The 11593-nt window shown below is 61.9% G+C and carries 11 protein-coding genes and 4 tRNA genes; 10 read left to right on the forward strand and 5 right to left on the reverse strand.

The window, feature by feature from the left end:
* Positions 1 to 6: 6 nt before the first annotated feature.
* From CLV01_RS12555 to CLV01_RS12575, 5 genes are all read right to left on the reverse strand, one after another.
* Positions 7 to 615, reverse strand: a complete 609-nt coding sequence (locus tag CLV01_RS12555) for a DUF2514 domain-containing protein (RefSeq protein WP_257221279.1) — start codon at positions 613 to 615, stop codon at positions 7 to 9.
* The gene (locus CLV01_RS12560) at positions 615 to 1196 is read right to left on the reverse strand and encodes a glycoside hydrolase family protein (RefSeq protein WP_099734170.1); all 582 of its coding nucleotides are present in this window, start codon (positions 1194 to 1196) and stop codon (positions 615 to 617) included. The genes CLV01_RS12555 and CLV01_RS12560 overlap by 1 nt, the downstream gene beginning before the upstream one ends.
* Complete coding sequence (locus CLV01_RS12565) at positions 1193 to 1459, reverse strand: hypothetical protein (RefSeq protein ID WP_016445084.1); 267 nt, start codon at positions 1457 to 1459, stop codon at positions 1193 to 1195. The genes CLV01_RS12560 and CLV01_RS12565 overlap by 4 nt, the downstream gene beginning before the upstream one ends.
* Position 1460: 1 nt before the next feature.
* A complete protein-coding gene (locus CLV01_RS12570) occupies positions 1461 to 1664 on the reverse strand; it encodes a tail protein X (RefSeq protein ID WP_099734169.1) in 204 nt (67 codons plus the stop codon).
* Positions 1665 to 2049: 385 nt separating this feature from the next.
* Positions 2050 to 2268 carry a hypothetical protein gene (locus tag CLV01_RS12575; protein ID WP_012204526.1) on the reverse strand — a complete coding sequence of 73 codons (219 nt, stop codon included), beginning with the start codon at positions 2266 to 2268 and terminating at the stop codon, positions 2050 to 2052.
* Positions 2269 to 2838: 570 nt separating this feature from the next.
* Between CLV01_RS12575 and tig the strand changes: the two genes are divergently transcribed.
* From tig to CLV01_RS12625, 10 genes are all read left to right on the forward strand, one after another.
* Positions 2839 to 4149, forward strand: a complete 1311-nt coding sequence (gene tig / locus CLV01_RS12580) for a trigger factor (RefSeq protein WP_012204528.1) — start codon at positions 2839 to 2841, stop codon at positions 4147 to 4149.
* Between the two features lie 135 nt (positions 4150 to 4284).
* Positions 4285 to 4893 carry an ATP-dependent Clp endopeptidase proteolytic subunit ClpP gene (gene clpP, locus CLV01_RS12585; RefSeq protein WP_012204529.1) on the forward strand — a complete coding sequence of 203 codons (609 nt, stop codon included), beginning with the start codon at positions 4285 to 4287 and terminating at the stop codon, positions 4891 to 4893.
* A gap of 107 nt (positions 4894 to 5000) precedes the next feature.
* Positions 5001 to 6263: an ATP-dependent Clp protease ATP-binding subunit ClpX gene (gene clpX, locus CLV01_RS12590; RefSeq protein WP_012204530.1), complete on the forward strand. Its 1263-nt coding sequence runs from the start codon at positions 5001 to 5003 to the stop codon at positions 6261 to 6263.
* 120 nt (positions 6264 to 6383) lie between these two features.
* Positions 6384 to 8798: an endopeptidase La gene (gene lon / locus CLV01_RS12595; protein ID WP_012204531.1), complete on the forward strand. Its 2415-nt coding sequence runs from the start codon at positions 6384 to 6386 to the stop codon at positions 8796 to 8798.
* Positions 8799 to 8901: 103 nt separating this feature from the next.
* A tRNA-Gly gene (locus tag CLV01_RS12600) sits at positions 8902 to 8977 on the forward strand.
* A gap of 67 nt (positions 8978 to 9044) precedes the next feature.
* A tRNA-Gly gene (locus tag CLV01_RS12605) sits at positions 9045 to 9120 on the forward strand.
* A 59-nt stretch (positions 9121 to 9179) separates the two neighbouring features.
* Positions 9180 to 9255: transfer RNA gene (locus CLV01_RS12610), tRNA-Gly, on the forward strand.
* A 43-nt stretch (positions 9256 to 9298) separates the two neighbouring features.
* Positions 9299 to 9372: transfer RNA gene (locus tag CLV01_RS12615), tRNA-Cys, on the forward strand.
* A gap of 260 nt (positions 9373 to 9632) precedes the next feature.
* Positions 9633 to 10763, forward strand: coding sequence for a tyrosine-type recombinase/integrase (locus CLV01_RS12620; protein ID WP_143290074.1), 1131 nt, complete (start codon positions 9633 to 9635; stop codon positions 10761 to 10763).
* 416 nt (positions 10764 to 11179) lie between these two features.
* The gene (locus tag CLV01_RS12625; RefSeq protein WP_218968181.1) at positions 11180 to 11587 is read left to right on the forward strand and encodes an AAA family ATPase; all 408 of its coding nucleotides are present in this window, start codon (positions 11180 to 11182) and stop codon (positions 11585 to 11587) included.
* The last annotated feature ends 6 nt before the right edge of the window (positions 11588 to 11593 follow it).

Here is an 11593-nt window from a genome sequence, read left to right on the forward strand (position 1 = left end):
TTTCCTTCAGGGGGTAGATGGTTTGGTTGAAAGGCCCGGCAAATGCCTGTCGCCTGCAGGGCCCGATGGATTCCGGGGAATATGGGGAATGCGCGCTTCACTCGTCAGCGCGAGCACGGCGTCGTAGGCGCGCTCGCAGGCGCTGCCTCGGTGGCGGGCGTCGTCAGCAATGCGCGCCAGCGCTCCCGCTCGCTCGTCAGCGCGGCGCTGCAGCTCGGCGAGCAGATCGAGGGCTGCGGTGTCTGGCGTGCACTGTCCGGCAGCGGCGCGAGCCTGGGCGGCGGCACGGTGGGAGGTGATGTAGTCGGCGAGGTCGCCGCGCAGCCGGCCAGCAGCAGCGCGGGCAGCATCGGCATCCGCCGCAGCGCGCGCCAGGGCCAGGTCCGTGTCGCGTGCAAGAAAGTCGAGGCGTTCACGGTAGGCTCCTTCCCGTTGTCGATAGCGTTCGGATGCGTGCAGCGCGGCGGTGGCAGCGGCCTGGCGGTCGGTCGCCAGATCCGTACGTGCCTGCGCCGCATCGCGCTCGGCACCTAGCCGCGCCAGCGATTGCCATACCAGCAGCGCCGCCAGCAGCAGGGCCAGCAGCTGCCAGGCATGGGTTTGCAGGCGGTCCATCAAGGCTGGGCCTCCATGCAGGCCGCGTGGCGCGCCTGCTGGCGTGTCCACACGCCGCGGCACACCTTGTTGCCGGGTTCCGAGCAGTCAAAGCGCCAGCGCGTGGGCCGGCCTGCGCCATCCCATCGATAGGCGCTGAAGCCCTGCAAAGGCTGAGTGCTGGTCATGAATCGCCAGGACAGATAGGACTGGCAGGCGCCGGCGTAGTCGCCAGCCCGTGTCCTGGACAGCATCGAGGAGCCGCGCCAGGCCCCGCAGCCGTACTGGCCTGCGAAGTCCACCGCCTGGGCGAACTCGGCCGCATGCACCCGCGTGTCGCCCAGCGAATCACGCACGCAGGCGCCGTACTGCTGCTCCAGCAGGTTGATGGCCAGTTCGCGCGCCCGTTCGCGGGTGATGGGCGGGTCGGCCAGGGTCACGCGTGTGCCGTCCTCGTAGCGCGTGGCGCCGTGGCCGATGGTGGGCACATCGCCGCGAACCGGGATGATCGGATCTGCGCTGAAGCCTTCTGCGGCAATCCATGCCGCGAGAATGGCCGCGCCAATGCCCAGTCCTGCCGCTGGCATGCGGGCCGTGCTCATGGGGCCGCTCCGGTGTCTGTGGCGGTCGAAGACGCCTTCCTGCGCGCGGCGTCCTCGGCCTGGCGCGCGCGCCGGTCCTCGCGTTCATTGCGCCAGCGCCACAGCAGATACACGGCCTGCAGCAGCACGTAGACGATGGTCAGCGCGGTGGCGGTATGGGTCATGGTCCAGCCATTGGCCACGTTCGCGGCCACGACGGTGACGGGAGGCGCGGCCTTGGCGCCTTCCAGGGCGGCGGTCTTGACGATGGTTTCTCGGTCCATGTCAATCCCAGAAACTGATCAGGGGCAGGCTGGGCGCATGGGCGGGTTCAGTCAGCTCGACGGCCAGGCCGGCGGGCAGATGGGGACCGTGGGCCGACAGACCCGGGTTGCGCTCCAGCGTGGCTTCCACCACGCCGCGCGTGGCGCCCAGCTGGCGCATGCACAGCTCGTCCAGCGTTTCGTATTCACGGGCAATGGCCAGCATCAGGCGCGCTCCCTGTGTGCCGGGTCGGCGGGAGCGGCGGCACGGGCCGGTGGCGGTATCGCCTGATCCGGCGCGGGAAAGGGAATGGCAAGACTCACTGAAGCTCCTCGTGGGCCGGCCCGCGCGGACCTGTTCCTGGTGCACCCGCCATGCGTGTGGCTGCGGATGCCGGGAACGCCTCAGGCCACCGGATCGCGGTGGCACCGGGCAGGCGGTATGCCGGGTCCGGCGCGCTGGCCGGGTATGAATGCCATGTTTGCCGACGGGAGCAGGCCCGGCAATCGCTGCAGCCTGTGCGCGCTGCGGGCACGCCAGCGGCCATGCCGAATGCAGAAATGACAAGACCCCGCAGGGCGGGGTCTTGTCATGGTGCGGGTGAGAGGGTCTAGCAGCGCTTGCTGCCAACTACCTGGCTGCGATGCAGATGGTCGGACAGGTCACCCGCCGCCGCGCTGAGCTTGCGTGACACGGGCAGCAGCAATGCGGTAATGGCCGAGGCGTGCACGGCCGTGCCCCGGGCTGCAGCCAGCAGCTCGCAGATGGCGGCCACTTGCTCGCTGGCGCTTTCCACATCGTCCCTGACCGTCTCAATCTGGTGCTGCATCGCGTCTTCTTTCTACTGTATGCACATACAGTATAGGTCGAATGACCAGATGTTTCAATTTGATGTGACCCTTTTTCATCTGCTGATTGGCGATGACTGGCAGGGACTTTGGTCGGGCTGCGCGCATGCTGGGTTGGCGTGTGCCGGGCGGCCTCGAAAGCCTTTTGCTGGCCCGCACGGATCCCGCGCAGTGAAGGCAAGTGATTGTTTTTGAATGGTTGACGACCCGCCCCCGCGCACCACGCACCAACGTCGCTCAACTGCGGCGAACACTGCTCAAGCCCGCTTCCTGTAGAGGAGGCGCATTGGCCAGGCGGATTGCGGGATTCCCCTGCAAGAGCGCGCGTCTGGAAGGCAAAACCGCCTCGTTTATAATGTCCGGCTTCGCTTACATCACGGGTTGAGCGAACCATGTGCGGTCCCCAGCGGCCAGGTGCATGTGATGTAAGCCCTTGAAATCTGAGGTGCCGCGCGGCCGACTGGCTTGGCTCGCGTCGCACCGTGACTTTTGCGCAATACGGTGCGGGCTGTACAGCAGCCGGCACGGTCCAATCCCTCATAGGAACAAACATGGCCGTTACTGTTGAAACCCTTGAAAAGCTCGAGCGCAAGATCACGCTGAGCCTGCCCCTGAACTCCATCCAGAGCGAAGTGGAAAACCGTCTGAAGCAGGTGGCGCGCACCGTGAAGATGGACGGCTTCCGTCCCGGCAAGGTGCCGATGAGCGTGGTGGCCCAGCGTTATGGCTACTCGGTGCAGTACGAAGTGCTCAACGACAAGGTTGGCGAGGCTTTTGCACAGGCCGTCAACGAAGCCAAGCTGCGCGTGGCTGGCCAGCCCCGCATCTCCGAAAAGGAAGGCGCTCCCGAGGGCGAGGCCCAGTTCGAAGCCATCTTCGAAGTGATGCCTGAAGTCAAGATCGGCGACCTGACCTCGGCTGAAGTCGAGAAGCTGACCGCCGAAGTGGACGACGCCGCCATCGACAAGACCGTGGACATCCTGCGCAAGCAGCGCCGCACCTTCGCGCAGCGCGCCCAGGCCGATGTGGCCGTGGACGGCGACCGCGTGACCGTGGACTTCGAAGGCAAGATCGACGGCGAGACCTTCTCCGGCGGCAAGGCTGAAGACTTCCAGTTCCTGGTCGGCGAAGGCCAGATGCTCAAGGAATTCGAAGACGCAGTGCGCGGCATGAAGGCTGGCGAGTCCAAGACCTTCCCGCTGGCATTCCCCGCTGACTACCACGGCAAGGACGTGGCCGGCAAGACCGCCGATTTCCTGGTGACGGTCAAGAAGATCGAAGCCGCCAACCTGCCCGAAGTGGACGAGGCTTTTGCCAAGGCACTGGGCGTTGCTGAAGGCACGGTCGAAGGCCTGCGCGCCGACATCAAGAAGAACCTGGAGCGTGAAGTCAAGTTCCGCGTCCAGGGCCGCAACAAGCAGGCCGTGATGGACGCCCTGGTGTCCAAGGCCGAGCTGGAACTGCCCAAGGCTTCGGTGCAGGCTGAAGTCGCACGTCTGCTGGAAGGCGCCCGCGCCGAGCTGCAGCAGCGCGGCATCAAGGACGCCGAGAAGGCCGAGATCCCTGAAGACGTGTTCCTGCCCCAAGCCGAGCGCCGCGTGCGCCTGGGCCTGGTGGTGGCCGAGCTGGTGCGCGCCAACGAGCTGCACGCCACGCCCGACCAGATCAAGGCCCACGTGGAAGAGCTGGCCGCCAGCTACGAAAAGCCCGAAGACGTGGCACGCTGGTACTTCGGCGACCGCCAACGCCTGGCTGAAGTCGAAGCCGTTGTCATCGAAAACAACGTGACCGAGTTCGTGCTGGGCAAGGCCAAGGTCTCCGACAAGGCCGTGTCCTTCGACGAACTGATGGGCCAGGCCTGAGGGTTTGAGCACCGCCTGCCTGCCGCTTCGTGAGATCGGCGGGCGGGTTGGCATCTGCGGGGCTTGTGCTTTGGCGCACAAGCCCCATTTTCTTTCCGGATACGGCTAAAGTAGCCCCCTAGTACTGGAGAAAACATGAGCGCATTGGAAACTCAGGGTTTGGGCATGATCCCAATGGTCATCGAACAGTCCGGCCGCGGAGAGCGGTCGTACGACATCTACTCGCGCCTGCTCAAGGACCGGGTGATCTTCCTGGTGGGCCCTGTCAATGACCAGACGGCCAACCTCGTCGTGGCCCAGCTGCTGTTCCTTGAAAGCGAAAACCCCGACAAGGACATTTCGTTCTACATCAACAGCCCCGGCGGCTCCGTGAGCGCCGGCCTGGCCATCTTCGACACGATGAACTTCATCAAGCCCGATGTGTCCACGCTGTGCACCGGCATCGCAGCCAGCATGGGCGCCTTCCTGCTGGCCGCTGGCACCAAGGGCAAGCGCTTTGCGCTGCCCAATTCCCAGGTCATGATCCACCAGCCGCTGGGCGGCATGCAGGGCCAGGCCACCGAGATCGAAATCCACGCACGCGAGATCCTCAAGACCCGCGAGCGCCTGAACAAGATCCTGGCCGAGCGCACGGGCCAGCCGCTGGAAAAGATCCAGCACGACACCGAGCGCGACTACTTCCTGTCCGCCGAGGAAGCCAAGGACTACGGCCTGGTCGATCAGGTGATCAACAAGCGCTCCTGAAGTCCGGAGGCTGCATGAGAATGGGCGGCGTTTTCCCCCTACGGAAAACGCCGCTTTCCATTTGGTTATCATCCTTTTCCATATTTCTGTAACAAGGCACCGACCCCATGGCCGAGAAAAAAGGCTCCTCCAGCGAAAAAAACCTTTATTGCACCTTCTGCGGCAAGAGCCAGCATGAGGTCAAGAAGCTGATCGCGGGTCCGTCAGTCTTTATCTGCGACGAGTGCATCGATCTCTGCAACGAGATCATCCGCGACGAGCAGCCCAGCACCGAGGCCAAGGACGGCCGAGGCGACCTGCCCACGCCCGCCGAAATCAAGGCCAACCTGGACAACTACGTGATCGGCCAGGACCTGCCCAAGCGCACGCTGGCCGTTGCCGTCTACAACCACTACAAGCGCCTGCGTCACAAGGACAAGGCCGGCAAGGACGAGATTGAGCTGGCCAAGAGCAACATCCTGCTCATCGGTCCCACGGGCTCCGGCAAGACGCTGCTGGCGCAGACGCTGGCGCGCATGCTCAACGTTCCCTTCGTCATGGCCGATGCCACCACGCTGACCGAGGCCGGCTACGTGGGCGAGGACGTCGAGAACATCATCCAGAAGCTGCTGCAAAGCTGCGAGTACGACGTCGAGCGTGCACAGCGCGGCATCGTCTACATCGACGAGATCGACAAGATCTCGCGCAAGTCCGACAACCCCAGCATCACGCGCGACGTGTCTGGCGAGGGCGTGCAGCAGGCACTGCTCAAGCTCATCGAAGGCACCATGGCCAGCGTTCCCCCGCAAGGCGGCCGCAAGCATCCGAACCAGGACTTCCTGCAGATCGACACGACCAACATCCTGTTCATCTGCGGCGGCGCGTTCGCGGGCCTGGAGAAGGTCATCGAGAACCGCACCGAGGCGTCTGGCATCGGCTTTGGCGCCACGGTCAAGAGCAAGAAGCAGCGTTCCATCTCGGAAGTGTTCCAGGAGATCGAGCCTGAAGACCTGATCAAGTTCGGCATCATCCCCGAGCTGGTCGGCCGCATGCCCGTGGTCACGGCCCTGGCCGAACTGGGCGAAGACGCCCTGGTGCAGATCCTGACCGAGCCCAAGAACGCCCTGGTCAAGCAGTACAGCAAGCTGCTGGCCATGGAGGGCGTGGAGCTGGAGATCCGGCCTGCCGCGCTCAAGGCCATCGCCCGCAAGGCGCTGGCGCGCAAGACGGGTGCCCGTGGCCTGCGCTCCATCCTGGAGCAATCTCTGATCGGCACCATGTACGAGCTGCCCAATGCCGACAATGTCGAAAAGGTAGTGGTGGACGAGTCCACCATCGAAGACGGAAAGGCGCCGCTGCTGGTTTACCGCGAAGCGGCCAAGAAGGCCTGATGCGCCGCCGCCTGCAAAGGTCCGGCAGCGCAAGTCCCTGCGTCCCGAAATCCTTTCGGGCCGCAGGGTTGAAATACACCGGTGTGCGGACCATCTTCCGCTGACAAACCGAGGATTCCCATGTCAGGACATACCCCTTTGCCTTCCACCCCCCTAGACCTGGCGCTGCTGCCGCTGCGTGACGTGGTCGTGTTCCCCCACATGGTGATCCCGCTGTTCGTGGGGCGCGCCAAGAGCATCAAGGCGCTGGAGCTGGCCATGGAGGGCGACCGCCGCATCATGCTGGTGGCCCAGAAGACCGCCTCCAAGGACGAGCCCACGGCCGCTGACATGTTCGATGTCGGCTGCGTGTCCACCATCCTGCAGATGCTCAAGCTGCCCGACGGCACGGTAAAGGTGCTGGTCGAAGGCCAGCAGCGCGCGCTGGTCAAGCAGGTCATGGATGAAGAGACCCACTTCGTGGGCTCCGTCGTGCCCGTGGCGCCCGAGGCCGAAACGCACAAGCCCAGCGAGATCGAGGCCCTGCGCCGCGCCGTGACGCAGCAGTTCGACCAGTACGTCAAGCTCAACAAGAAGATCCCGCCCGAGATCCTCACCTCCATCGCCAGCATCGACGATGCCGGCCGCCTGGCCGACACCATTGCCGCGCACCTGCCGCTCAAGCTTGAGAACAAGCAGGCCGTGCTCGACCTGGTGGACATCAAGGAGCGCCTGGAGAACCTCTTCGAGCAACTGGACCGCGAAGTCGACATCCTCAACGTCGACAAGCGCATCCGTGGCCGCGTCAAGCGCCAGATGGAGAAGAACCAGCGCGACTTCTATCTGAACGAGCAGGTCAAGGCCATCCAGAAGGAACTGGGCGAGGGCGAGGACGGCGCCGACATCGAAGAGATCGAAAAGAAGATCAAGCTGGCCCGCATGCCCGCCGAGGCGCGCAAGAAAGCCGAGGCCGAGCTCAAGAAGCTCAAGCTCATGTCGCCCATGTCGGCCGAAGCCACCGTGGTGCGCAACTACATCGACGTGCTCACGGGCCTGCCCTGGAGCAAGAAGACCAAGATCAAGCACGACCTGGCCAATGCCGAGGACGTGCTCAATGCCGACCACTTCGGCCTTGAAAAGGTCAAGGACCGCATCCTTGAATATCTTGCTGTGCAGCAGCGCGTGGACAAGGTCAAGGCGCCCATCCTGTGCCTGGTCGGACCTCCGGGCGTGGGCAAGACCTCGCTGGGCCAGTCCATCGCCAAGGCCACGGGCCGCAAGTACGTGCGCATGGCGCTGGGCGGCATGCGTGACGAGGCGGAAATCCGCGGCCACCGCCGCACCTACATCGGCGCCATGCCGGGCAAGGTGCTGCAAAGCCTGGACAAGGTCGGCACGCGCAACCCGCTGTTCCTGCTGGACGAAATCGACAAGCTCGGAATGGACTTCCGTGGCGACCCGTCGAGTGCCCTGCTGGAAGTACTGGACCCCGAGCAGAACCACACCTTCGGCGATCACTACGTCGAAGTGGACTTCGACCTCAGCGACGTGATGTTCGTGGCGACCTCCAACTCCATGAACATCCCGCCCGCGCTGCTGGACCGCATGGAAGTGATCCGCCTGTCGGGTTACACCGAGGACGAAAAGGTCAACATCGCCATCCGCTACCTGCTGCCCAAGCAACTCACCAACAACGGTGTGAAGGACGGCGAAATGCAGGTCGACGAGTCCGCCATCCGCGACATCGTGCGCTACTACACGCGTGAAGCCGGCGTGCGCTCGCTGGAACGCGAACTCTCCAAGATCTGCCGCAAGGTGGTCAAGGGACTGCAGCTCAAGAAGCTGGAGCCCACCGTCGTCGTCAATGCCGACAACCTCACCGACTACCTGGGTGTGCGCAAGTACAGCTACGGCCGTGCCGAGCACAACAACCAGGTCGGCCAGGTCGTGGGCCTGGCATGGACCGAGGTCGGCGGCGACCTGCTGACCATCGAGGCCGCCATCATGCCCGGCAAGGGCGTGATCTCGCGCACCGGCTCGCTGGGCGACGTGATGAAGGAATCCGTGGAAGCCGCCCGCACCGTGGTGCGCAGCCGCTCGCGCATGCTCGGCATCAAGGACGAGGCCTTCGAGAAGAAGGACATCCACGTGCACGTGCCCGATGGCGCCACGCCCAAGGACGGCCCCAGCGCGGGTGCGGCCATGACGACGGCTTTCGTCTCTGCGCTGACCGGTATCCCGGTGCGTGCCGATGTCGCCATGACTGGCGAGATCACGCTGCGCGGTGAGGTCACCGCCATCGGCGGCCTCAAGGAAAAGCTGCTGGCGGCCTTGCGTGGCGGCATCAAGACGGTGCTGATCCCCGAAGAGAACGTCAAGGACCTCCAGGAGATCCCTGACAACGTCAAGAGCGGCCTGGAAATCATCCCCGTCAAGTGGATCGACCAGGTCCTCAAGGTGGCGCTGGAGCGTGTGCCCGAGCCCTTGTCCGAGGAGGAGGCCGCAGCGCCGCCGCCAGCGGAATCCAAGCCTGTGGAGCCAGCCGTCAAGCACTGAAGATGAAAAAATGTAGCGTTTTTCCTGAACCCTCCAAGAACTACGCTACAATTCATCCCATCGCAGCAAACGACGTTGTAGAATGTCAGGCTTCGGTAGAAATGCGGGAATAGCTCAGTTGGTAGAGCGCAACCTTGCCAAGGTTGAGGTCGACGGTTCGAACCCGTTTTCCCGCTCCAGATTTTGAATATGCTTTCGGGTGTGTTCGGTTCTGGTGGCGGTTGGCTGTCAGAATGGATGATTCAAGCGGGAATAGCTCAGTTGGTAGAGCGCAACCTTGCCAAGGTTGAGGTCGACGGTTCGAACCCGTTTTCCCGCTCCAGTTTTGGATGTGCCTAGTGCATATCCGATTCAGGTGACGGTTGGTTGCTTGAATTTTTTGCGGGAATAGCTCAGTTGGTAGAGCGCAACCTTGCCAAGGTTGAGGTCGACGGTTCGAACCCGTTTTCCCGCTCCAGTTTTAGAAACTGCAGCAATGCTGCATGTTTGATAGTGATCTTGGCGCGATAGCAAAGCGGTTATGCCCCGGATTGCAAATCCGGTTAGACCAGTTCGACTCTGGTTCGCGCCTCCAAAAATTCTAAAGAAAATCAAATACTTATAAGGCCCCTTGGGGCCTTTTTTCATTTCTGATCCGCCTCAGTTTGGTCTCAATCGACCTCAAACCGCTCCGAAACTGCGGTCGAACCACGCCTAATCTTCTGAGTTTGTCGATGAGGTGAGTACACTCCGCCCGAGCATCAATGGGAGGTGAGTGTGTCGAGTGTGCGCAAGACGCCCCGAGGGCGGTACGAGCTGACCATCCGCAGCAAGCTGCTGCCCAAGCCCGTCTACATGACGTTCGACGACCAGGCAGAGGCCGAGCGGTACGGCCAGCAGGTCGACCAGTTGCTGGCCGCTGGCGTGGTGCCTGCAGGCCTCGTACAGCAGAACGCCTCCGCGCCAAAGCCCACCGAACGGCTACGATTTGTCCTAATCGCTTGGATCAATACCGGCCAGCCGGCGGCCACCGACATTCCGGTCCTTGACCTACTGGTAGGCGAGGTGGGTAAGGTTCTGATTTCTGACCTCACCTATAAATGGGCCGAAGCCTGGGTGCGCAGCCTCAAGCTGGAGCGTAATTTCTCGCCCGGCACGATTCGCAAGCGTGTGGGCTCGCTGTCTCGATGCTTGGACTGGTGGCTGCGGCAGCATCCGGATGCCATGGTAGGCAACCCGTTACGGCTGCTGCCTAAGGGCGCTGCCACATACACCTCGAAGGACCGGGCGGACATTGAGGCGCTCAACGCTGCGGCCGGCGACCAGGTCAAGCCCAAGGTTGCCAAGGAAGATGTCCAGCGTGAGCGGCGGCTGCTGCCTGGCGAGCTGGAGCGCATCGAGCGGGTGCTGGCTGGTGAGCGGCGGCCGGACCGTGAGCGCACGATCAAGCTGGATGACGCGCCAGCCCTGCGCATCATGTTCCTGGTGATCCTGTACACGGGGCTGCGGCTGCGCGAGGCCTACACCCTCCGGCGTTGGCAGTTCGGTCTGGCGACTCGGGTGATCCGGGCCAAGGCCAGCAAGCAATGGCACGGCAAGGTCAAGTACCGCGAGGTGCCCATCCGGCCCGAGCTGTTCGGTGTGCTGGAGGCCTACCTGCAGGCCCTGCCGGATCAGGGTGAGCAGCAGTTGGTGTTCCCCTGGTGGAATGGCGATGAGTGTGCACAGGAGTTGGCCAAGGTCTCGTCACGGCTATCCAATCGGTTTTCCAGCCTTTTCGGCTATGCGGAGTGCCAAGGACTGACTGAGCACGACCTGCGACATGAGGCGACTTGCCTGTGGTTTGAGATGCGCAGCAAGATGGGTGATTGGATGTTTCGGGAGGCAGAGATACACCGCATCATGGGATGGGCGCCTGGCAGCAAGATGGCCCAACGGTATGCCAGCTTCCGTGCTGAGGATCTGGCGGCGCGGATGTGGCGCTAGGCATTTTTGGATCGCTGTCCTGACTCGTCAACCGAGGGACTTGGAGACGCGGCGCGTGATTTCAATGGTCACAACCGGCTCTCATGGCAGATGCTGGAAATATTCGCCAAAGTGGCCGTTGCGGTAGCCTGTAAGTGAGGGTGTACGGGCGAAAGCAGCGCTTTCTTACGTCATGAGCTGCTTCAGGAAGATGTTTGCCTAGACTTAGGCAGTCATCTAACACAGCTGATTTGTTCAGTGTTGCAGCGCTTGGCCGATTGACTCTATCAATCTCTATGCGTAGGGTTTTCCTGTACGCTTGCTACGTTTGTCAGGACGAAGAAATTGTCCTGATGTACAATTTTGTAACATAAGATGTTTTGCAATAAATTTGCTGTGAGTGAAGTTGATTTGCCTGGAATGGCGGGAGAGTAATTTTGAAAATTTCCTACTCTATAGAGAATCTTAGATCACTTACGACAGCGCCAAAAATAGAGTTGCGCCCCATTACTATCCTTGTTGGAAGAAATAGTGCAGGGAAAAGTACCTTTCTAAGGTCATTTGCTCTTTTACGGCAATCTTTGGAGGCAAAATCTAGTGCCCCCATATTGTGGTATGGCGACTATGTGGATTTCGGTGATTTTTCCTCTGCAGTGAATCACGCTAGTAATTCAAAAGAAATTACTTTTAATTTCTCGGCTGAAAAATTTTCTGTTAGTAATAGATACCAGAATTACCCTCTCTATTACGATGACTTAATTAAGGTAAATTCTGGGAGAAAAAGTCAGGAATATTCTAGTATCAATCTTTCTATTTCGCTGGGGAGCAGATGGGGAGAACTGTAAGGCGGA

The sequence above is a fragment of the Delftia sp. 60 genome (assembly GCF_002754395.1).
GTDB lineage: Bacteria > Pseudomonadota > Gammaproteobacteria > Burkholderiales > Burkholderiaceae_C > Comamonas > Comamonas acidovorans.

Coding starts and splice junctions, on each gene's coding strand:
- CLV01_RS12555 (WP_257221279.1), bottom strand. CDS start 615: ATGGACCGCCTGCAAACCCATGCCTGGCAGCTGCTGGCCCTGCTGCTG.
- CLV01_RS12560 (WP_099734170.1), bottom strand. CDS start 1,196: ATGAGCACGGCCCGCATGCCAGCGGCAGGACTGGGCATTGGCGCGGCC.
- CLV01_RS12565 (WP_016445084.1), bottom strand. CDS start 1,459: ATGGACCGAGAAACCATCGTCAAGACCGCCGCCCTGGAAGGCGCCAAG.
- CLV01_RS12570 (WP_099734169.1), bottom strand. CDS start 1,664: ATGCTGGCCATTGCCCGTGAATACGAAACGCTGGACGAGCTGTGCATG.
- CLV01_RS12575 (WP_012204526.1), bottom strand. CDS start 2,268: ATGCAGCACCAGATTGAGACGGTCAGGGACGATGTGGAAAGCGCCAGC.
- tig (WP_012204528.1), top strand. CDS start 2,839: ATGGCCGTTACTGTTGAAACCCTTGAAAAGCTCGAGCGCAAGATCACG.
- clpP (WP_012204529.1), top strand. CDS start 4,285: ATGAGCGCATTGGAAACTCAGGGTTTGGGCATGATCCCAATGGTCATC.
- clpX (WP_012204530.1), top strand. CDS start 5,001: ATGGCCGAGAAAAAAGGCTCCTCCAGCGAAAAAAACCTTTATTGCACC.
- lon (WP_012204531.1), top strand. CDS start 6,384: ATGTCAGGACATACCCCTTTGCCTTCCACCCCCCTAGACCTGGCGCTG.
- CLV01_RS12620 (WP_143290074.1), top strand. CDS start 9,633: ATGACGTTCGACGACCAGGCAGAGGCCGAGCGGTACGGCCAGCAGGTC.